We start from the raw sequence: 21,140 nt of genomic DNA on the forward strand, positions 1-21,140 counted from the left end.
ACCGAATAAAATAGCATCCGAAGCCACGTAACCCAGCTGAGAGTAGTTATTAATCTCTTGAGAGACTGTGTTCGGACTTCTCCACAGTAGTTCAGAACGAGCCTCGGTGGCTCACCATACGGAAAAAGCCCTTCCTAGCATTGGTCCACAATATTCTCTTCTCCACACTTTCAAGGGGCGTAAAGCGATCCCACAGGAACCGATGGGTAGTATGCTATACTATCCTAATAAATAGCGGATCCGATTTCCTCTGACAGCATGATGCATCTGAATGCCAGTTGCTACGGCTCATGCTATTACTGCTAGTCCCGGACCCTTGTCTGCTGAGAGTCCTACAGGGGCTGATCTGGTGAAAACGATTCCAGCTACGTCAGAGTCACCGGAGAAAAACGCTGATGTAGACGGTCGTCCTTTCGGTTACTCCTCGTATTCGCGCTTGAAGCCGCGGAACTCCGTACGATGGGCTTCTTCGTCGCTGAGAATGGTGACCGCCAGATCTTCAGTAACGGGATCATCAGCATCTTCAGCTGCAGTCACCAGCGACCGATACGTCTCAATAGCGTCCTCCTCAGCGTCGAGAACACCGTTGATAACCGAAAGCACGTCAGTACTGTCTTCGGGTGGCTGGAGGCTTTCTTGGCGTGCTTCAAAGTCGTAGGAAGCAGGCGGGCGTTCGTCGAGTTGTTTGAGCCGTTGGCCGATCATTTCAGCGTGGCCGAGTTCTTCCTGAGTGTCGGCAGCAAGATTCTCTTTAACTTCTTCAGCGGTCACACCGTCAAGAACAACCGAATTACTGAGATAGTTCATCACCGTCTCGATTTCGTCACCATACGCCTTCCGCAGGAGTTGAGTCACTTCCTCGTTCGTCATATCTCCAACCACGTTGTCAGCCTATGTTACAGTTATGGCAACACAGCCAGCAACTGGCTGATCACTGAATCGGTAATGAGACGCCAACGCAGCTAAGAAGAGTACCTCACAGGAAGAAAAACTGAGAGGGTGTTGCGTTACGCCGAGTCGTTAAACCGGTTGTTGGTCGAGTATGGCGCGTCACCGGGCTCGCCACGAATGAAGTGGCCGGCAGGGTTGATCTCGTCGTCGCGCTCCTTGCTGAGAAGTTCGATGAACCACGCCTCGTGGTCGATCTCCTCGTTCAGAACGCGTTGGGCCATATCGTACGTGCGTGGATCTTTGCCTTGCGTCATATCGCAGACTTCGGTCCACGTTCGGATCGCACAGCGCTCGGCCTCGAGCAGCACTTCGAAGATGTTCTTCGGCGTCGGATCGTCCGGCAGATCAGCGTCCGGGCAAGACGCACGGTCTGCGAAGTCGCGGATGTCGTACGAACGACCACGGCAGGTGACAGTCGAGAATTTGAGTGAAATACTGGACGTTCCCCGATCAACTGTCCAGTACCGGCTACGAACTGCGGAGGACAATATCATCACTCGTCTCGGCAACTCATACACGAATCCATAGGTGGCTGTTCACACGGACGCCATTGTAGTTGCATTCACGCTTCTGCGTAGTGGGGTTGGTCTCCGAAGTCACCGACCAGCGCACGCTCACCGACAGCATCAACGAGACGACCGACGACCGAGACGCCTCCGATAGCGTGCCGAAAACGCAGGCGGCCTTATTCGACCGGGCACGAACGCACGCGACCGACGTCGCGGCTAAACACTTCCCCGAATTCCCTGTCGAGTCGATCGATTGGGAGGTTTCCGAGCGGCCCCAGCGACAGGCCGGTGTGACTGAATACAATCCCGAAACTGAGTCGGTCACGATCTGGCTCACCTGGGATGCATGTAAAGAATTCGGCTGGGAGCAATACAGTAAGACTGTCCGGCATGAACTCGTCCACGCGTGGCAGTACTGGCGGTTTGACGAGGCGGATCACGGTGAGACATTTGCCCGCTGGACCGACTGCCTCGATATCGCCCAGCACTGCGAGCGATTTACCTCGCCCAACTGGTGGCTGGTCTGCGTGGATTGCGACCAGCGTATCGGGCGGTATCGTCGCTCGAAGACGGTCCGCAATCCCGAGGACTACCGATGTGGTGACTGCGGTGGGAACCTCCACGTCGAAGCGAGTCCCGGCCAATGACTGCCGACCGCTGTCCGTACTGCAAAACGGTGGTCACGGCGACGGCCGTTCGGGGTCCCTCGACGCTGGTAGTCCATCCGTGCGGGCATGACATCGCGTCAGAATCGGTGCTGATCGAACCCGGCGACCGCTTGCCCCCACGACCGACGAGTGGCTCACGGCCTTCCTGGCCGACACTGCCGACGACTGACGGCTGCTGACGGGTTCGGCACTCCATCTTCATTTCGGTCATGCCGTCTTCATTTTCTGTGAGCGCCAGCTGCCATCCCGTCCGTGTTACTCGGAGATGGCTTGCTCGCTTGGTCGCTGTGTCTCGGTGAGATCGAGCGATCCTTCGAGGGTGCGGTGGGGATACGGCATATCGATCGCTTCGGCGTCGAGACGCTCTTTGACCGCCTGCACTAACTCAGAGCGAATTCGCGTGAAGTTAGAGCGAGCAGGATTGTCGATCCAGAACCGGGTTTGCAGGCCAACATATGAGTCGGCGAGTTCCGTTACGCGAATATCTGGCGCTGGATCAGCCAGAATTTCGTCATGCTGGCGTGCTTCGTCAAGAATGACTTCCTTGGCGTGGTCGATATCGTCATCGTAGCCGATCCCGAAGACGAATTTTTGCCGGAGTTTCTCATATGCGACTGGGTTCTTCACTGCATTATTGGCCAAGTCGCCGTTTGGGACCGTGATCCGCTCGTTATCGAACGTCCGGACTCGCGTGACACGAAGGTCAATCTCTTCGACGCGACCCTCACCGTCACTCCATTCGATCCAATCGCCAATCGTGAACGGCTTGTCCTTGAGAATGAAGATACCTGCCACGAAGTTACCAAGCAACTCTTGGGCAGCAAACCCGATTGCAAGCACAATCGCGCCTGCAAACACGCTGAATGCAGCGATTACACTGCCAAACCCAGCCACTGTGAACGCGACCGCGATTGCAAGCACCCAGACGAGTGCTCCGGTCACATTTTTCGCTAAGCTCTGGACGGCTGGGTCATGCCCCTGCCGTTCAAGTACTCGACTAACAACGGGCAGAAGAACCATCTGTCCAAGTAGATACACAACTATCAGTGAGACGACGAACAACGCCGCTGGAATAGCGTAATTATTGATAAGTGATGCTGTATTGAAGACGTTACTTGCCTGGAGTGGTGTTGCTGGAAGTACACTCATTAGTGATTCTATAACCATTTTATTACCATAGTACAATCTCTTATAGCCTTCTATCTGCTGGTTAATATTCTACGCAGTAATGCGATTCAAATAGAAATGTCTGGTATCAGTGACAGTAGGATACCAAAGAAAGCTCGTACTGGATAGCTTACTTTGGTTTCCAGTCGAGTTTAATTGTGACTGATTCACGGCTACCCCGGAGTACTGATGACGATTCCCGGATGCCGATTTCATAGCCAATGGTGTCACGAGGTGACAGCGTAATAGTTTTGTTTCCTACATCTACATCGGCGTTATCACCATCACGAAGCTGATGAGCAAGCGCCTGCAGTCAGTCCGCAACTTCCTCACGCGATACCTTGTCTTCGTGAATCGTTTTCTCGGCCATCAAACGAAGCTTTCGTGAATTTCCACATAGTGGCTGTGCCCAACAGAGTCGGGTAATTGAGTTGTTGATCAGAGCCGGCGATTGCTCGCTGGCACACCCTGATGAGTGGCTGCCTGCGTTGCTCGCCGACACGGCTGACGACTGACGGCCGTTGACGTGTTCGGCCTTCCATCTTTGCTCTCTTGAAGTACTTAAACAGTGATAATTTGGCGAGGCCGTGCTGAATAGCGGGCGCATAGTCGGCACTGGGCGGCATCGACTTCGGTCTCTCGGGAAATCACGTCTCCTATAATGGATGGTAATATGGTGAACGCTCAATCGAAAATCGGCGAAGTGTTGGCCGTTTCTGTTGGATCGCAGATGCGAATTCGACCATCGTCACGAACGAACACGTTCCAGCCGTTCACTGTAAAACTGAAAATCCGCCCCGACGGCCCGTCATTCTCACTTGCCTCGTCAAACATTCGGTCAAGAGCCTCCGGGTCAATGTACTCGTTTAGCGGGGGGAGGGATGTTGGGTTTGTGTCCGAGGCGGCGGCGATAGCCCGAACGACAGCGTGAGTGGGCGAACCTGCCCCGGCTAGATCGTATTGAGTATCCGCTATAGGCGTACACTCACACTGTAAAGACAGCTGGGGGTGTTCCATCGACAAAGAATAGCCGAGCAATAAGTTTCAATGTATCGTTTTATCACGCCACCCCGGCTCATCCACCCCTAACAGTCGTTAAATCGCTCGTCTATGATTATTGATCTACTGAATCAGTGCTCTCATTCAGCACGCCACGCCTATCACAACCTGAGGGTTTCAACAGAGTCTTTATTTTCACGTCGACTACGCCGTCTGATTCGCGCTCCACACGCCGTAGCCGTTCTGCTGGGCGATCTTCATCGTCTGCATGAAAAGCAGGCGCTTACTGAACTCACTGTCAGCGATTGCGCGTAGCCAACATGGAGCAATTAGGTGTTATACATGAGATTTGTTCTGAGCCACTGGCGGCCCTGCTGCGAGGGACGTCACGGCTCTGGATTTGCAGCTAATAGCTCCGCAAGCTCGTCCATGCGAGCTGGATCATACTGAGTGAGGTCGTAGCGGTTACTATTGTTGCGCTGGCTGTGGACGCCGATCACGTCGAGATCGACAAGCAACGATAAGATATTGCCGAGCATCTGGGGCGTGATCGCTGGATCGTCAACGAACTCGACGAGTCGCTTTGTCGTGGGATAGTTGCATGAGCACTCTTCGAGCGCCCGCTGGACATTTTCGTGATAGCTGCAGAGGAGCCCATACCGTGGTGGCTGGGTCTCGTTCAGCACTGTTACCTGTTTTTCTAATTATTGTCTCATGATTGTATAGAACGTAAGGTTCTCTATTGCTATCCTTCTTTCGATTATTATAAGCTATCCACTAGTAGTATAAAATGGTCGGCGACTGCCAGCGGTGTTGACTACTGAAGGGAAGTTCTGACATCTTCCCGTCCGCCTTTAAGTGGCTCTCGCGATAACGGATAGATACGACGGACGATCCTCGCGACGTCTCCTTGCGATACCTGCATTTTCGAGTACCAGCTGTACTGAAGCCGGTGAAGTATTGTGACGATGGTCGGCCGAGGACCATCGACGCTCGTCGCCTACCCGTGCGGGCATGCAAATGCGTCAGAATCGGTGGTGATCTCTCGCCCCAGCGCCCTGATGAGTGCTTACGGAGGTGCTGGTCGACACTACCGACGACTGACGGCTGCTACCACTGTCGATCGTCCCGTTTCGCTTTATAGTCCGCGCTCTGCATTCTTTTTAGTGATGCTCTCTCTACACGGTCACAACACAGTCACGGCGATCGTTCAGAGAGTCCTGCCCTCACCGACACTCACCTACTACACGCCATACTTCAGACAGAACGATCTGAAGAGCGTGGACAGTTAGTCAGTGGACTGGTGGTCATCACCGGCGGGTTCACGGACAGTTATCCAGCCGTCGTCGGTGACCTCAACTCGGTACTGGTGATATCGGAACGAGACAGTGCCCTCACCATCGCGCTTGTTCCCGGTGACCGCAGGGCCGAAGAACGCATCTTCGATCGCCGCGACATCCACGCACTCGTAGAGCGGTGGATCCGTGAGCGTGGTCGGATCTCTGTCTTCAGCGGCCGCAACCGCGAACACGATTGCAGTGGTGAGATCGCGATCGCTGTCGCGTGCGTAGTGGGCTTGTTCCACAAATGTCCACTCGGTGGTGTCGCCGTCCTGTGCAAGCTTGGCGCCATCGTCGGTGTGGTCGTTACTTGAGGGCATTTGTCTGCTCCTGTAAGCGATTATTCCCCGTGCCTCCATCGTCAAGACAGTTGTCGGACTGCATTGGTAGCAAGCTAGTGGTTGTCGATGTCGTCACTGTCAAACTCGTGGCGTGCGTGTGTCTCCTGGCGGGAGTCGAGACTCCCACCAGCGCCTTCTAACACTGCCAGGACTTGCGCCGCATTTTCGCCAGGTGTAATCGTCTCGGTGTCGGCATCGAATTCGATCACGTCCAACTCGACCAGTTTCGGCACGTGGGCGTGATAGAGCGAGACGTACATCTCGTCGTGAGTGAGCGTGGCGATCTCCGCCTCGGGGGTGTCGGTCACCCAGGCCGCGAGTTTTGTCGCGAGCTCGTCGAGCGTCCACTCGGTGTCTTCCGAGAGAGTATAGACAAGGTAGCGCCGACGGGGATGCGCAATCGCCTCGTACACCGGCTGGAGCGCGAGGACCTCCTCGGGAATCTCCATATCGAGATCGCGCTCGGCAGCGGTTTCACCGACAGCGTGATCGGGGCTGGCCTCTGGTCCGCTGTCGTCGTGCTCATCCCTTGCCATAGCTCCATGGTGGGAAGCGAGCTGCTTAAACATTCGGTCCAGCTCAGTGTCGTTGTCGTCTCTCTGGGCGGTTTGTAGACTCGTTGGTGTTCGTTGTTGGTTGAAGTACTTCTTGCGATAATAAAGAGATACGACGGACGATCGCTGAGGTGTCTCCTTTCATCAACCAACCATTCGAGCGATCGCTAAGCCACATTTCAGCCGTCCAGCCATGTCACTCTGCTCCCGATAGCGCCGACCACGGCTGCACAGCGAGCGGTGGGACAGCCGGCCGTGCTGAACAGTCTCCCTCCGTGATGGTCGTGGAGTAGTGTGGCGTCATTCTTCGGTGACGCTCTGGGAGACAGTCAGACCTCTGCTCGGACTCGGGGTTGACAGTCGCTAGTCGTCTCGCTGTGGACGCCTCGGGTGTCGCCGTGGTGGACAGTCGGCCGCCAACGCTTCGGATGACAGTCGGCCTGCGTTAGTCTGGCTGACAGTCGCCTGGTTCGCGTGGGACGGACACCAGATTTCCGGAGTAATATGCCCGTATTCAGCAGCCTTTTCGCCTCTTCCGCACGTTTTGGTCTGTTCCGGCTGACAGTCCCCTTGGGACGTGCTGGGATGACAGTCTGGGACTGCTAGTACTGGCAGTCGTGCCGTGGACCAGCGGATAGTTCGCCGTGGTGATGTTGCTCGAGATCAGTGAGTTCGGGTCTTCGCCCGGTGAACAGTCGGCCATGGCTGGAGAGTCGGCCCGTCGCTGGTCACTCCCACCTAGATCGCTGGCGCTGTGCGCCTGGCTGGCACCCCAGTCTGTCGCGTTACACGTGGCACCCAGATCTCGCGTTGGTGTCGGCACCTAGGTTTGTCGCGTGACTGCTGGCACCCTGATTGTGCTCGTCGGCCGGCACCCTTGCCCTCAGCCTGGTTGTCACGGTCTGGCTTGCTGAGACTCTCCTGGCTGGCTGTCCCATGCTACTGGCTGGTTGTCTCACGTGGACTGTCTCGTCGGAGTTAGGAGGGTGCTTGTTCGCTCCGGTCTTCGTTTTCTGCCACTGTATGTGGGTTCCATTTGCTGTCCCTTTCCAGGCTTGTACGCTCCTACGTATCTCGGTACCCGCTCATCATCTCATATCGGTACTCTAGGGACAGTATATCGGTGGATCTCGTATTGATGGATTCGCAGACTAGATTCTCCTGTCCGGTGATTCTCCTGCCGGGGTCGTCCTCTGTCTCTCCTGTGGATGCGTGTGGTGACTGTCAGGCTGTCGCCGTCATCTGTCCGCTTCTCATCTCCGCTTTGGGATGACTAGTGGCACTTGGTCCTCCCTGGTTCACTGCTCCGCTACGCTCACTATGACTGTCCCACACCACTATGACATCCTTCAGAGATGTTCTCTTGTGCTTGTCGTGGCTGTCCCATGTCTCAACTCGGGTTGCTTCATCTCTCGCTGCGCTCCTCCTGTGAGCCGTCACTCACCACACGGTCCATTATTGATACGCTTCTACTGCCGCCATCCTCAGCTTCTCTCATAATATTGACTGTCATCTTCGCCCACTATACTCTGACTGTCCCCCCGTCGCTCCCACACTATATTTCATATCGTTTACTAAGCAGTCGGGTGCCGCTCTGTCGTCACGCACAGCGTGGATGCCATACGTCTCGCCACCATCTGGGTGCCCCCCACTCACATCATCACGTCGTCCTCTCGCTCACGCTCACTCACCTCCCTCACTCTACTCGCATCCTACTCCTTCACACTACAGTCGCTCCGGCTCACTCCACCACCAGCACACACCATCATTTCCAGTATACATCTCGCCAGGACACCTTCACCCCCAGGCACGCAATTCACCTTGTTACCCAGCTATAGTTGTCGGCGGTCGTGTTCTATTCGCGTTTATGATCCTAAACGCCATTAGAATTATTAGCATTATCCGCGTTTATCCGCATATGGAAACACCAGGAAAACTAGAAGACGTAGATGAAGTTCGGGGTCATCGTCGGACCTTGTTGGATGGACTTCGCTACCACGGCGGAGCTGCCAACACCAGTGAACTTCGTGCCTATGGGGATGTGCCAGAGGGGAGTATTCAGTATCATCTCTCGGTGCTCGAGGACTGGGAGCTCATCGGCCAGGAGGGAACAGAGCGACTTGAGAATGGTGAGATCGCTAATAGCTATCATCTTACTGACTCTGGGACGGATGTCGCTGAGGAGATTGCAGACAGCACTACCACTGTGGAATCTGTCGAGAGTTTTGAACAGCAGATTAACCAACAACAGGAGCAGATTGCGTCCCTCCAGCAGGAGGTGGAGGAGCTTCGTGCCGAGGTGGATAAACTCAATGAGCTCCGGGAGGAGTTCAATCGGATGGCCGATGTCGTCGAGGAGTTAGCACATCAAGAAAGTTAGAATCGAGCCTAAAAGCGGCTAAACTCAACTTTGTTTTTCTCACGCTGTTCTTCATCTTCTCGTGGCATATCTACCGTCTCTTCTTCGGTTACTTCACTCTCATCGTTAGTCGGTAGGTCTGTCAGCGGCGTCTGTTTGTCGCCCTCGTACAGGCGCATATCCATCGGTGTCTCTGTCTCCGGCGGCACTACAATCACGTCCCACTCGACCTCATCCAGATCGCCGTCCATCTCGTATTCGGGGATGATCGGCGGTTTCACATTCCGGTCGCCACCACTCGGGTAGGCGCTCGTGTCGGTGAAGATGTCCGCCGCCGAATTAAACCGCGCGTGGACCGCTCCATCCCCGTCTCGAAGCTCGTACTTGCCGGTCTGCTCGTCGTAGACCCAAACGTTCTCACGGTCGCCGGGCCGCGTGATCGTTTCGCCGTCAATCGTGAGCGTTGTCGTTCCGGTGTAGAACCGTCGCTCGTCATCGTCGGGGTGACTGCTCCGGCAACAGAACGGCGCGTCTGCTACCGTCTCATACACGCTCTCGGCCACGTCTTCACGGGCGAAGAACAGACACCGATGCCCCGCGTTGTGGGCCTGTGCGAGGTTCTTGACCGTCTGGGAGGGCTGGGTACTCCCGGTCGTGTGCTCGCTCTCAATGTAGGCGTCACTCGTCCCTGCAAGGCGATCTAGAAGCGGATGGTCCTCGCGATAGGCGTTCACCGCGTCGGCTACTGCGTCTGGGGCGTCGCCGCGATTGATGTCGAGCACGTCGTCCAACCGCGCCAATCCATCCGGCATCGCGTCGCCGGTCTGTTCGGGGATCTCGAAAATGAACTCGAGTTGCGTCATCGGCACGTAGGCGTCAGCCATCGGTGCCCAGTGTTCCGCTTTCCCGTCGTTCTCGCTGTCACCGAGGTTCAAGAAGCCCGTATCCAGTGGCTTTACCTGCATCTCGTCGTCTACTTCCCGCCGGTCAATGTAGGGATCGGGGACCTCTTGCAGGACCTTCCGCCATGCTTTCCCGGCGTCGGTCACGTCGTCGCCCGGCAGATACCGATTCAAACGGTCGACACACTCCGCGACTTCAATCCATCCACCAGGGTCGCCGTGGCGAATCGTCTCGTCGTAGACGGCTTTGAGTGCCTGGTTGCGCTGGTCGTCGTCGGACAGATCGAGGTCGTCACCGACACCTGTGTCAAACGCCTCCTCGAACTCGCCGAAGTGGAGATTCCGGCGTATCTCCTCGTCTGTCAACGGCGTACGGCCGTAGCGATCTAAGCTCTCGCGGATTACCTCGTCTGCTTCCTCCTCCGACCGAAGCGGCGGATACGGTGGGAACGTACTGAGCTTCAATGGGTCGCTCCGGCCGCCGCCTTCTAGGGGCACCCGCGTCCAGATGTGGTAGTTCTCCGTCTCAAGCAGGTCTTCTACCTCGTAGCCCCGGAACCGTTTCATCAACGGTCGGGCGTCATCGTCGTCGTTGACGCGGAACGCCTGGAGGTTGTTGCAGTTATTTTGGACTGCTTTCAGCACGCCCGCTTCTGCGAGCTGAGTCGGATACTGGCACGCTAAGGTCACGCTCAGTTTCATCGAGCGAGCGCGGGCGAGCATGTCTGCGACGTCCAGATTCTCGTTGAGTACCTTGTCGGCCTCGTCGAAGATCGCGAAGAACGGCTCTCGCTCGCCATCGAACGACTTGTTCTGGACTGCCGTCCAGATCGGGCGCATCGTCCCGAGTGAAATCATCTGCTTGATGTCGTCGTTCGAGACGGGCGTCCGAACGATGACGATCTTGTTGTCGTCGATGATCTTCTGAAAGTCGATTGTGGACTCGCGGCAGGCGGCGATCCGGCGGATGATCCCGTTCTCAACCCAGGACTTGATGCGTTTGAGTAGCGGGCGCACGTCGTCATCGTCCATGTCGGCAATTTCGCTCACGAACTCTGCCACGAATGGGTCGTCCACTTCCTCGGCGAATGCTTCGCGGCGCTGCTCCAACAGCAGGACAAAGTAGAAATCGATAATCGAGTAGTAGTCTTCGGGGTCGTCGGCCTCGGCGTTGTGTTTGAGCATCGCTCGCCCCATCGACTCTGTAATTGAGGCCATGTTGATCCCCCAATACTCGTCGTTATCGAAAATCGCCTTCAACACCTCTAAGCGGTCCTCTATTGCGCGCTCGCGCTCCGCCTCACTGTCACACTCGGGGACGTCCAGGAAGTTGATCGCGACGGATTTCTCGAACTCGTCGCTCCCCGGCTCAATCCATACCACGTCGTCTAAGCGGTGCTCAGGCAGCATCCGCAACAGTTCGCGTGAATCCTCCGCCTTGGGATCGAAATAGACGAAGCCATGCCCTCCATAGGCGAGCTGCACCATCTGATTCAGTAGTTGCGTTGTCTTCCCTGCGCCTGTGGTGCCAACTAACCAGAGATGCTGAAACAGGTCTTCGAACGGGATACCAGGGACCGCGAAGCCCTGCTGGGCCGAAACGTCGTAGCCCGTCCACAGCGGCGAATGTGGGTCGTCATAGGCGTCTTCTAAGTCGCGGCGAATCCGGTCGCTCGCGACAATATCGTACTCGCTTTCAGGACTCTCGCTCGGCGTTTTCGTTCCGACGTAAGTCCCGCCCTCGCGGATATGGTCTTGCGGGTCGATCTGGTAGCGTTCGCCCGTGATTGACTGGAGTTCGTCGGGGACGTCCTCGTTTTCGTCCTCTTGGTCGCTGCTCGTTTCGTCGGTCTGTGCGTCGTTGTCGTCGCCAAAGCCGAAGAGTGACATGGATGAGAGGGAAGTGCGTGGGGTAGTTGCTGCGCTAGTCTTTGTCTGATTGGAGAGAGTCGGCCGGCACGCGACTGCCGCGCTGGGTGTTCTTCCAATCGATATTCGCCACGTTGATCTCGTCATTCGGAATGTGGGCCGCGCCAGCAAGCTCGTCAATCGTCAAAATCATCTCGTGGTCGGTCCACTCGCGCTGCTGGGCCGACTCGATCACGCTCGAAAGGCGGCCTTCACCGACAGGGTTCGCTTCGAACCCCTGCTCTGTCTTCGAATTATAGTAGCGCGTGAACATGCCAGCGACGCCCTCGCACCGCGATTCCGCCTCATACTCGTCGGGCGAGATTGCGATGATGCGGAGGTTCGTGTTGAACGCATACTTCCCGCGCTGTTGTTCAACGATCTTGGCGGCATCCTTGTCCTTCTTGCTCGCTTCGGTGGTATAGGGGTCGAACCAGCCTTCAACTTCGTCGTCGCGAAGACTCTGCGCGACGTCATCGACACTGACGCCGCTACCGATCATGCTGCTGCCGTCGTCCTCCGCCCAATCCTTCGGTTCAGGCCGAAACACGGCCTGCACGACCACGCGTGTTTCTTCGGTTGACTGCATCTCGCTCGTGATTTCCGAGTAGGGGTCGTGCTCGAAGCCCTCGCCGTCGTGGTGGCGAATCGGATAGAAGTGATGACGCTCGATGTCGAGTTCCGCTGCAGCCACGTAGTCGTCGGCACCGACCGGCGGGAAACCGTCACCATCGTCCACCTCATGCACGTCTGAATTATCGTAGGCGTTCTCGACGCGGGTCGTGTACTTGTCGGCGGCATCGTCGGTAGCGGCGTGCATGAAGAACTTCACGCGACCCTCGTCAAACCAGAGCTCGAACGAATGGTGATCGCTGACGTTCTTCGTCGAGAACAGCCGCTTGCGTTCCGTGGTCACGTCGTGGATCGCCTGCAGGAGCCTGGCCCCGCTCTGGATGCCTTCGTTCTGCTTGTACGGTGTGATCCGCAACAGGGTACCGGGCGTCTCGCTGGCATCCTGGAAGTGCTGTTCGTTGATTTGTGCGGCCTGAAAATCCGCCGAGGAGTCACCGAGGAGTCCCATTGTCAGAACTCACCCCACTCGTCGGCGAGATAGTCATCGAACGGTCCATCCTCGTCTGGATTATGCGTGTAAATCGTCTGCTCTAGCGGCGACAACCGTACTTCGACGCGCATCCAGCCCTGGATCTCGGTATAATTGACGAGACAATCCGTGTAGCCCAGGCCGTCCTGGCCGGCCGTCGCCTTATCCCGAAGGTAGTGGGCTTGGCGGTCGTTCAAGCCGTACTCTTCGGCAGCCTCGTCGGAGAGGTCTTCAGTCGCGTAGAGTTCGACCGTGTTGACTTGGCCTCTGATTGCTTCCTTGTATTTGCGCTTGTCCTCGTCTTCGTCCTCGACGAAGTCGTTGGGATGCTGCGAGAGGAACCAGAGGCCAGCGTTGTAGTGTCGCCAGTGGCGGGCGGCCTGCTGCAACCACTGCAGCATTTCCTTTGACTCCAGGAGGTAGTGCGCCTCGTCGATCACGAACATCGTCTTGTCCGGCGCTCGCTTCACCGCCTCGTACACCTGACCGAGCATCAGATTCAGCATCGTGCTCTCGTCGGCGGCCGACCCGAGGCCCTCGATCTGCTGCAAGTCGAGATACGTAATGCTTCCCGGCTGGATGCGAGCGTCTGATTCGCCGGTGAGCGATGCATACTCCCCGTCTTCACTGAAGCCCTTGATCCGGCGAAGGAGCGGCCCCGCGTTGTCCTCGATCTGCATCTTCTCTTTCTCGGTCTCGACGTACTCGTCGGGGTTGTTGCCCATGTCCTTGACCGTCTCGCGGAAATCTGCCATCGTCGGACTTCGCTCAGGCTTGTGCGTGTCGGGGTGTCCGGGCTTGATGCCGGCGTCTTTCAGTGTCTCGCGAACGGCGTCTTTGACGAGTGGTTTGAACCGCTCGCGAATATCGGTTGAACTCCCTGCAATGATGTCGAGCACGAGGCCGGTGACCTGCCGGAACTTCATCTCGAACGGCTTGACGCCCGCTTCGAGCGCCTCCTCAGGTGTCTCCTCCATGTGAAGTGGGTTGATCGTGGTATCGCCGTCGAGCGTGATGTGGGCGCCATTGAGAAGGTCGGTGATCGGGCCGAAGTCCCCGACCGTATCACAGAAGATGAGCGTCCGCTCGGGGTCAGCAAGCTTCCAGCGAATCGCTTGTTTGAGCGCGCCCGTCGTCTTCCCCGACCCTGAGTCGCCGCCGGTGAGCTTGTGGCCGGGACCGGGGTCGAACGGGTCTGCGGTGACGACGCTGCCATTCGTCGTGCTGCGGCCGTGCTCCATGCCGTCATCCTGGCGAATATACTTCGACGTCGGGGGGAACGCCGCTGCGATCGTCCCCGACAGCGTGAGCGCGCGCCGTTGGCGGTGCGATGCTTCGGCGTAGGCGTTACGTCCGTTGGGAGACGCGCTCTCGAACAGCTGGCCCTGGCGCTTCGACGGCGACAGCAGCGTGAGATTTGCGGGCGACGACTCCAGCACGGTGGTCACCTTCTCGCAGGCCGACTCCAGTGCTCGACGCTTCGCGATGTCCATCGTCAACTGGTCTTCCTGCACCAAGTCTTCCTCAACCAGGTCTTCAGCTTCCTCGAGGGCGCGACGAGTCCCCGCCCGCACTGTCACGTAGCCGCTCAGCTTCCACGGCTGGGCGTTCGAGTGACGGAGCAGCTTGAGCATCTGGACGTAGGGATCGATCTCGTCTTCCATCAACAGCGCCTCCAGGTCGTTTGCATCCTGCTTGCGCTCGTTGATGTTCGCGTCAATGCTCCCGATTTCGTGTTTCACTTCGTCAATCGCGTAGTCGCGATCAAGTGACTGCATCCGCAACGACACGTCGACGTCGACGCCGCGCAGGGTGTAGAGGTCCTGTAGGAACTTCTCCTTGGGTTCGGTCGGCCACGCACCTATCCAGAACGTCCGACAATACTGATCGCCAGCAACGACGAGATCCTCGGGTTCCTTGTACTGCTCGGGCGCGAGCAGATCCTGAATCCGATTCGGTTGCGTGAGACTCCCCTCTGTCTCGTCGTCACTGCCGCCGCTGCTACCGGGGTTGAACAGTCCCTCGCGAATCTGTGCGAATAGGCCTGCGTTCGCGGCGTCGTCCTGGTCGGCGTGCGCGTCGGCAGGGTCGTTGTGGGCGGTGTTCGTCGCGGTCGTCGTTGTCTCGGCCTGCGTGCCGCCATCCGCGACTGCCTCGACCTGCTCAACGTCGGCGACCGCTGTCGGCTTGGCCGTCTCGTCAGCTTTGACGGCTTCGGGCTGGTGGCTCTCGGTCGCGTTGTGGTGGGGCCACACCGAGGCGTTCACGTCCTCGGTGACGTGCGCGGGGTCAATCTCGTGTTCTGTGCCGGCCCAGAAGCGAGTGAGCAACAGGGCGTGCTCGGTCGCTTCGACGTTCCGGGTCTCTACTCCGGAGATTTTGCTGAACGCTTCTCGGAGGTGTCGCCGTCGTCGCGATGCTTTGCGCTGCATGCGACTCCGACGGGCCTGCCAATGCTCGCCCTGCTCGTCGTCGCTGCTAGAGCGGTCAACTCCAAGCCAGAGTTCAAGCAACCAGTCAATCCAGTCGCCCACGGACCGACCGGTGTCCTCATCGGTCGTCGCGACGTCCGGCAGGTCAACGTCGTCGGGGTCGACCTGCACGACAACGTAATGCTGCCACTCACGCGCCTGCCACGCCTCCTTGCTCATCTGCTCCTCCCAGTCAATGATATTCTTCAGGAGGGCACGCGCCGGCTTCCACTCCTCAGACGCATACGTATCCGCAAGCCACTGCTCGCGATACTTCTCGGTCAATTCCTCAGGGTCGAACGGCGCGGTCGTGCTGTAGAGTTGGAAATCAAAATCAACGCGATCGTCGAACGCCTGCCGGAGTCGACCAATCATCGGCCGACTCTCCTCAGTCTCCTGCAGGTCTGTATTCCGGCCCTTGATCCGTGCAATGGTCGCGATCCGGCCGTCCTGCATCTCGGCCGTGCCATCCTCGTGAATTCGCTTTACGCCGTGAATGGCCGTTGCCTCCTCGTGGCCTTCGTCACGGCCTCGTAGCAGGAATGTGAGCGGGCCTTTGAGTTGATCGATACTGCTCGAATACTTGCCAACCTGAGCGGCAAAGACGATGCCGACGGGAATGAGCAGTGCACCGACGCCGATAAGCACGAGTGCAGGTACGACAAGCTGAAAGCCGATAAGGAGGGCAAAGCCGACGAGTGCAACAAGCACGCCGGGGATGCCAAAGGCGAGGCTGCTCGCGTCGAAGCCCTTGATCTGCCAACCGCTATCAACGTGGGGTGGGACGAGTTGTGTCGGGTCCTGATCGTCGTCTGTCATAGATGGGGACCTCCGAGGCCCCGTCTCCGGCCTTGCACGGAGTAGTCGGCGACAACCGAGCGGGGCGACCGGACAGCACTGCACGGCACTCCAGGCGGCTAATCGTCGTCGTTGATTCGCTGCTGCATCGTCGACGTGCGCTCGATCTGCTCGATCTGGCGCTCCATGTCGTCTGGCACTGCGCTGTCGTCTATCGAACTGTGATGATTGAGGTCGCTCGTCGGATCAGAACTCGAACTGCTGCCGCCGCTGCTGCCACTATCCGAATGAGTATCGTGGCGGTCGGTGTTCGCTTCCTCGGGCGTGTCTCCGCCATCAGCACGATAGTCTTCGACTTTCTCGTGCACCTGTCCGACGCGATCGTTGGCTTTCGCGGCATACTGGCCGACTTGGTTCGACCCTGCCGCTCCAACGCCGAGTGAAACAGATGCGGCGTCGTTGGCGTGATCGAGCATCTGTTTCGGGAAGTAAATTAACAAGAATGCGATTCCAACTCCGATCATAAGAGTCGTCATAACCGTGCTCTGGAACGATTGGCCGAAGTTCAGCATGAAGAGCAATCGCGCAATAAATGCCTGAAAGAGCTTTGTGACGACGGTGACGCCGAAGATATAGATGAAGGTCTGACCGATTGACTGCGCGAACGAGTTGTTTGTCGTCCGAAGTGCCCACGCTATCGGCCAGACGCCGACACCGAGATAGATTAAGAAGCGTTCAAGACCAAGAGCGGCCACGCCCACTGCTGCAACTGCTGGTTGGAGAATTCCGATGAACGCGGTGAATCCAAGGCCAGCACTCATCTTTCCGACATTTGCAAATTCCCCTAATAGCTCTGTGTCGTCTGGCCGCAATCCGGAGGCGGCCGCATTCGCGATGTGCAAGAAGAACGGAAGCATGGTCCACGTCAGGACGATTGCGAAGACGCCGAGCCCCCAGCGCTTCCATGCCTGACGCCGCTGATACTCGTCCTTAGCAAAGAACGACGTCCCGCCACTGAAGACAAGAATAACCGTCGCGAGAACCGTTGAGAAGCGAGTGAACTGAATTACTCCCTTCCAGGTTCCCGACTCAGGATTTGACCAAGTCCCTGGCTGCTGTGCCTTACCAGGGGCAGGAATCCCGAAAATAAGGTTATTCATCTGCCCTATCACAAACTCAGGGATACCAAGAAAAGATTTGAATATGCCCTTAACTGCCTTTGTAGGGTTCGTTACACTGCCTCCGATCCCGCCAATAGTGTCGACGATCCCATTTCCGCCGTTCTTTTTCTTCTGGTCCCCGTTGCTCCCGTTCGTCGAATTATTAGCTGTCGAATCGGCCTCGCCGTTCCCGATGAACCGGCTCGGTGGTTCAAGCCCAGCGCCGTTAGACCCGCTGCTCCCATTTGTTGAATTGTTAGTCGTCACTTGCTGTTGGGATAGAGTCGATCCGGCGAGGACTGGGCTAGCAAGGGTAGGAACGACGAGACAGACGACAAGGACGACAGCGAAAACCTGCGATTTGCGTTTGCTCGCAGGCAATTGAGGGACGATTCTCATGCTTAGTCCTCCTAGAGGGCGCTGAAGCTCACGCACTGGAGCGTCGAAAGGCCAATCGCCTGCAGAAGAGCCGGCGCAGCACCGACGACAAGCGCACCGACAAAGGCGAGTGCTCCGCCTGCGATTCCTTGCCGCCCTTCGCTCTTTTTCTGCGAACGTGGGTCACTTAGCTTCCGGAATCCATTCCCAATGCGGAAGACACCGGTCACCACGAGGAGGATAGTCAATAGCCCGAACCCAATAGTGAGTAGCTGGCCGAGACCAGCCTGGCACATGAGTTGACCAGCTTTCCCGCCACTGCCGCCGTCCTGGGCGAAAGCCGGGACGGAGGTGAGGAAGAGAAGCGTGAGTGCCTGAATGAGGCGTGGAGGAACTGCGTATCTGCCGATCCGCTTTATTCCGCCCGATAACCTAGTGCTAGTTGTCATAATTCATCTAGACGTACTAGACATTACTAGTTATATTTTGGGGTATTAGTTATTGATCTAACTAGAAAGAGCACAAATGAAATGGCAGATTATGATATCAATTGGATTTTGGAAAAATGCTTTAGGAACAAACTAGGAGAACAGAGACATGGTCGAACTTGACGACGTCCACGAGCAAATCCTTGATCTGCTACACGACGGTCGCGCAACGCAAGCGATGATGTCCGACGAACTCGACTATTCCGGTCAGCACATATACACAAATATGAAGGTCTTGCTGGCTGCAGATTATGTCGAAAAAGTCCACGAAACCTCAGCGCTCTATGAGTTGAAACACGACCCAAGAACATCTAACTCAGACTATTAACACTATGCGACTCATTCAACGGACTCCAGACCGTGCTCATCCCCATGAAGAAGGTGCGAAGGATATGCTGCGACGGCACTGGGCACTTCTTAAAGCCATCTTTATAATTGCCGTCGTCAGCGTGTTTGTTTTCATGATTGCATTTTTTATCATCGGGAAGTCACTCAAGATGCTATGGGGATATCAGGATGGTTCGCTGATAGTAATTCCAATTCTGCTTGTCTCGTACTATTTCGCGCGTCTTGCTGTTAAAGCGATTCTACCCGTCAAATACTAACTCGACTTTTCCGCTCCTTCAGCGGCTCTACTACGAGATCGAGATATTCTGCATCACATCACCGCTGCCTTGGATGAGCATCGGCCGTGATCCCGGCCATCCCGGCGTCTTGATGTCGACGTTCTTGACCACCACACTGTCTGCCGCTGGGTCGATCACAAGCGCGGTCATCGGCGTGTTGTAGATCGCGATACGAACGTTGTTCAACACAGCCTTCTCGACTGCATGCTGGACGGTGATACTCCAGCCGGTCGGGTTCTTCTGAATGATCTGGGTGTTCTTGATGCTGCAACTGCCGTTGTCGAGGCGAATCGGACGCTGCTCAAAGTAGTGTTTGCTGAATTTCTCGTCGGTGACGACAGTGCAGTTGACGATTTTCGAGTTCTGCCCACCAATCCGGATGTTCGACGCGTGTGAGTTCGCTGCAACGGAATTGACGACTTCGACCGTCCCTGACCGGGTCTTGCTACCGCCGACGAGATAGATCCCATTGTCGGGCCACCCGCCGACGTACATGTTCTGCACGCGGAGGTAGCCTTTCGTCTGGGGATGCATCGTAATCCCTGACGTTGCCCAGCTGCGGCCGAAGCCACCACCGCCGCTGTCTGTGGTCCGCTCGTTGATCGTCTTCTGGTAGGTCAGACCGCCATACCGAATGTCGACGTTTCGGACCTGGATCTTCGCGTCCTTGGTGGCGGGATTCGCCCGAAATGGTCCCTGGCAACCGAGGTCATGCACGCCGAGTTGGCGCACGTTCGCGATTTCGGAGACACCCGTCGTGTGGTGGTTCAGTATCTGCATCCCCGTGTTCTCGTCGCGCCAATCCATCGTGAACCCACCAAACACGAACTTCCCGTTATGCGGATTATCGCCACTCCCGATTTTGAAGTGCTGGGCCTTCCCCTCGAACTCGCCCTCTGTGACCGTGAACCCCTTGATATCGTTGACTTCACCGTGGGCAAGCACCGCGCCATTCCCGATGAGGCCTAGATTCGTCTCGCCACGACGGGCGACCTGCGAGTTCATCTTGTACCTCCCTTTCGGGAAGTACAGCAACGTATCGCTCTGCAATTCCTGCTCGATAACGGGCACAACGTCCTCGTTGCCCTCAGGGTCAGCGCCGGCCTCGACCATGTTCACGACGTTCTCGAACGCGCTGGCGTACTGCTTAGCTCTGAGCGCTGCCGGGAATTTCACGCCCTTTCCCTGCGTGCTATTGTTTCCTGTGTCAGTGGGCACACCGCCGCCACTGCCGCCAAGAATACCGATACAGCCGCTACTTGCGACGGCTGTCCCGACCGCGCCCGCTCGTTTGAGTACGTCTCGGCGCGTCCGTCCGTCCTGCTGGTCGCCGTCGTTGTCCTGCGTCATGGGAATCCTCCCGCGAACGGTGAGAGCACGTAGCCGACGGCGGCCATCGCGACAGTGCCAGCGAGAAACAGCACGCTATTCGCGAGCATGCTGTCGGCGCGAAGCCCCGACAGAGACACTCGCTGACGAGAGAACGGCAACAGCGGCTTGATGCCGCTCGTCGTGATGATGTCACCGGCTAAATGCACGCAGATCCCGCCGACGCCCACCGCGAACCCAGCGAATGTGAGCGTCGATGGATCGAGCGCTGCCAACTGGTCGATTACGATGGCAATGCTCGTGGCGTCGATCTCGGCGGTCGTTGCTGCCAACCATTTGGCAAGCGGGACGGTGACGTAGCGACCGATGAGCCATCCGAAGCCGGCGCAAACAACGCCGATGATGCCGGCGGTAAAGAGCGAATGGCTGACGCCTCGGTGTGAGAGGCCTGGTATCCAGTGGTCGTTGTCGGGGAGTGGTTCGACCACGATCACGCCGACCGCGATCAGGAGAGCGAGCGCGGGCTGGCCGCGGCTCGCGAGCACGTAGACCACGGGTGCAAGCGCGAGCAACGCAAGTCCAAAATGGCCGTGTCGATGCATGCTACACCTCGCTATCGTCTGTATTCACGTAGGACAGCCACTAGGATAAGAGTTTTGTATAAGTCGTATTGGATTGGAATAAGAGAAGAGAATTATTGACTGATAATCCGACGTTCTTCACACCTCTTCTCTATCCCATCGAGTGTCGCCGCCCCCGAATCAACTCGTTCACCTCGTCGGTCGCGACAAGCTCGCCATCCTGCTCTTCGAGATAGCCTTCCTCGATTGTCTCGGTGATCGCGGTCCTGAGGTCGCCGTCGAACCGACCGTGATGGTGTGCAATCGTCCCGACCTGCTCGCGGGCTATCGTCTCCGTATTCTTCCCGCCGGTGTTGTGTTTGACAATCCGCGCGATGATAGCCGCGTTCTCGTTCATACAAGCGCATAGCAACTGAGCGCCGATAAGTAAGGAGGCTCGTAGGTTAGTATAATATGCTAACGGCCCTGTCTCCCAGTATCAGTCGAATCGACTCTGTTGAAAATTCAGT

The 21,140-nt window shown here is 57.0% G+C and carries 18 protein-coding genes and 2 pseudogenes; 4 read left to right on the top strand and 16 right to left on the bottom strand.

Annotated features, from left to right (window positions below):
* Positions 1-417 precede the first annotated feature (417 nt).
* On the bottom strand, positions 418-870 hold the full coding sequence (locus ACRYA2_RS17555) for a ferritin-like domain-containing protein (RefSeq protein ID WP_113278206.1): 453 nt from the start codon (positions 868-870) through the stop codon (positions 418-420).
* 137 nt (positions 871-1,007) lie between these two features.
* Positions 1,008-1,340 (bottom strand): annotated as a pseudogene (locus tag ACRYA2_RS17560) (ferritin-like domain-containing protein); the annotation flags it as partial.
* On the opposite strand from ACRYA2_RS17560, the pseudogene ACRYA2_RS17565 reads away from it, so the two are divergent.
* Both ACRYA2_RS17565 and ACRYA2_RS17570 read left to right on the top strand, forming a co-directional pair.
* Positions 1,339-1,479 (top strand): annotated as a pseudogene (locus tag ACRYA2_RS17565) (helix-turn-helix domain-containing protein); the annotation flags it as partial. The pseudogenes ACRYA2_RS17560 and ACRYA2_RS17565 sit on opposite strands and share 2 nt — an antisense overlap.
* Before the next feature lie 49 nt (positions 1,480-1,528).
* Positions 1,529-2,107, top strand: coding sequence for a SprT-like domain-containing protein (locus tag ACRYA2_RS17570; protein ID WP_433631002.1), 579 nt, complete (start codon positions 1,529-1,531; stop codon positions 2,105-2,107).
* 276 nt (positions 2,108-2,383) lie between these two features.
* Here the strand turns inward: ACRYA2_RS17570 and ACRYA2_RS17575 are convergent, their stop codons facing one another.
* From ACRYA2_RS17575 to ACRYA2_RS17600, 6 genes are all read right to left on the bottom strand, one after another.
* Positions 2,384-3,277 carry a mechanosensitive ion channel family protein gene (locus ACRYA2_RS17575; protein WP_433631005.1) on the bottom strand — a complete coding sequence of 298 codons (894 nt, stop codon included), beginning with the start codon at positions 3,275-3,277 and terminating at the stop codon, positions 2,384-2,386.
* A 148-nt stretch (positions 3,278-3,425) separates the two neighbouring features.
* On the bottom strand, positions 3,426-3,608 hold the full coding sequence (locus ACRYA2_RS17580; RefSeq protein ID WP_433631286.1) for an amphi-Trp domain-containing protein: 183 nt from the start codon (positions 3,606-3,608) through the stop codon (positions 3,426-3,428).
* Between the two features lie 371 nt (positions 3,609-3,979).
* On the bottom strand, positions 3,980-4,312 hold the full coding sequence (locus tag ACRYA2_RS17585; RefSeq protein ID WP_433631008.1) for a HalOD1 output domain-containing protein: 333 nt from the start codon (positions 4,310-4,312) through the stop codon (positions 3,980-3,982).
* 368 nt (positions 4,313-4,680) lie between these two features.
* Positions 4,681-4,980 carry a hypothetical protein gene (locus ACRYA2_RS17590; RefSeq protein ID WP_433631010.1) on the bottom strand — a complete coding sequence of 100 codons (300 nt, stop codon included), beginning with the start codon at positions 4,978-4,980 and terminating at the stop codon, positions 4,681-4,683.
* Positions 4,981-5,582: 602 nt separating this feature from the next.
* Positions 5,583-5,954: a HalOD1 output domain-containing protein gene (locus tag ACRYA2_RS17595; protein ID WP_433631013.1), complete on the bottom strand. Its 372-nt coding sequence runs from the start codon at positions 5,952-5,954 to the stop codon at positions 5,583-5,585.
* Positions 5,955-6,028: 74 nt separating this feature from the next.
* Positions 6,029-6,511: a DUF7344 domain-containing protein gene (locus ACRYA2_RS17600; protein WP_433631016.1), complete on the bottom strand. Its 483-nt coding sequence runs from the start codon at positions 6,509-6,511 to the stop codon at positions 6,029-6,031.
* Positions 6,512-8,447: 1,936 nt separating this feature from the next.
* Between ACRYA2_RS17600 and ACRYA2_RS17605 the strand changes: the two genes are divergently transcribed.
* Positions 8,448-8,909, top strand: coding sequence for a hypothetical protein (locus ACRYA2_RS17605; protein ID WP_433631019.1), 462 nt, complete (start codon positions 8,448-8,450; stop codon positions 8,907-8,909).
* 8 nt (positions 8,910-8,917) lie between these two features.
* On the opposite strand, the gene ACRYA2_RS17610 is transcribed toward ACRYA2_RS17605, so the two are convergent.
* The 5 genes from ACRYA2_RS17610 to ACRYA2_RS17630 form a co-directional block, all read right to left on the bottom strand.
* Complete coding sequence (locus ACRYA2_RS17610; RefSeq protein ID WP_433631021.1) at positions 8,918-11,680, bottom strand: type IV secretory system conjugative DNA transfer family protein; 2,763 nt, start codon at positions 11,678-11,680, stop codon at positions 8,918-8,920.
* Between the two features lie 34 nt (positions 11,681-11,714).
* A complete protein-coding gene (locus ACRYA2_RS17615; RefSeq protein ID WP_433631023.1) occupies positions 11,715-12,779 on the bottom strand; it encodes a DUF8128 domain-containing protein in 1,065 nt (354 codons plus the stop codon).
* A gap of 2 nt (positions 12,780-12,781) precedes the next feature.
* Positions 12,782-16,090, bottom strand: coding sequence for a VirB4 family type IV secretion system protein (locus ACRYA2_RS17620; protein ID WP_433631026.1), 3,309 nt, complete (start codon positions 16,088-16,090; stop codon positions 12,782-12,784).
* Positions 16,091-16,188: 98 nt separating this feature from the next.
* Entirely contained in the window at positions 16,189-17,628 is a 1,440-nt protein-coding gene (locus tag ACRYA2_RS17625; protein WP_433631028.1) for a TrbL/VirB6 family protein, read from the bottom strand.
* Between the two features lie 11 nt (positions 17,629-17,639).
* Positions 17,640-18,056 carry a hypothetical protein gene (locus tag ACRYA2_RS17630; RefSeq protein WP_433631031.1) on the bottom strand — a complete coding sequence of 139 codons (417 nt, stop codon included), beginning with the start codon at positions 18,054-18,056 and terminating at the stop codon, positions 17,640-17,642.
* 148 nt (positions 18,057-18,204) lie between these two features.
* Here ACRYA2_RS17630 and ACRYA2_RS17635 point away from each other — a divergent pair, with 148 nt between their 5' ends.
* Positions 18,205-18,423, top strand: coding sequence for a hypothetical protein (locus ACRYA2_RS17635; protein ID WP_433631033.1), 219 nt, complete (start codon positions 18,205-18,207; stop codon positions 18,421-18,423).
* Positions 18,424-18,730: 307 nt separating this feature from the next.
* On the opposite strand, the gene ACRYA2_RS17640 is transcribed toward ACRYA2_RS17635, so the two are convergent.
* The 3 genes from ACRYA2_RS17640 to ACRYA2_RS17650 all read right to left on the bottom strand — a co-directional run bounded on the left by ACRYA2_RS17640 (position 18,731) and on the right by ACRYA2_RS17650 (position 21,028).
* The gene (locus ACRYA2_RS17640; RefSeq protein WP_433631036.1) at positions 18,731-20,071 is read right to left on the bottom strand and encodes a hypothetical protein; all 1,341 of its coding nucleotides are present in this window, start codon (positions 20,069-20,071) and stop codon (positions 18,731-18,733) included.
* Complete coding sequence (locus tag ACRYA2_RS17645) at positions 20,068-20,652, bottom strand: metal-dependent hydrolase (RefSeq protein ID WP_433631039.1); 585 nt, start codon at positions 20,650-20,652, stop codon at positions 20,068-20,070. The genes ACRYA2_RS17640 and ACRYA2_RS17645 overlap by 4 nt, the downstream gene beginning before the upstream one ends.
* A 130-nt stretch (positions 20,653-20,782) precedes the next feature.
* The gene (locus ACRYA2_RS17650; protein ID WP_433631041.1) at positions 20,783-21,028 is read right to left on the bottom strand and encodes a hypothetical protein; all 246 of its coding nucleotides are present in this window, start codon (positions 21,026-21,028) and stop codon (positions 20,783-20,785) included.
* Positions 21,029-21,140 lie beyond the last annotated feature (112 nt).

It is taken from the genome of Halomicrococcus pelagicus, from assembly GCF_050954125.1.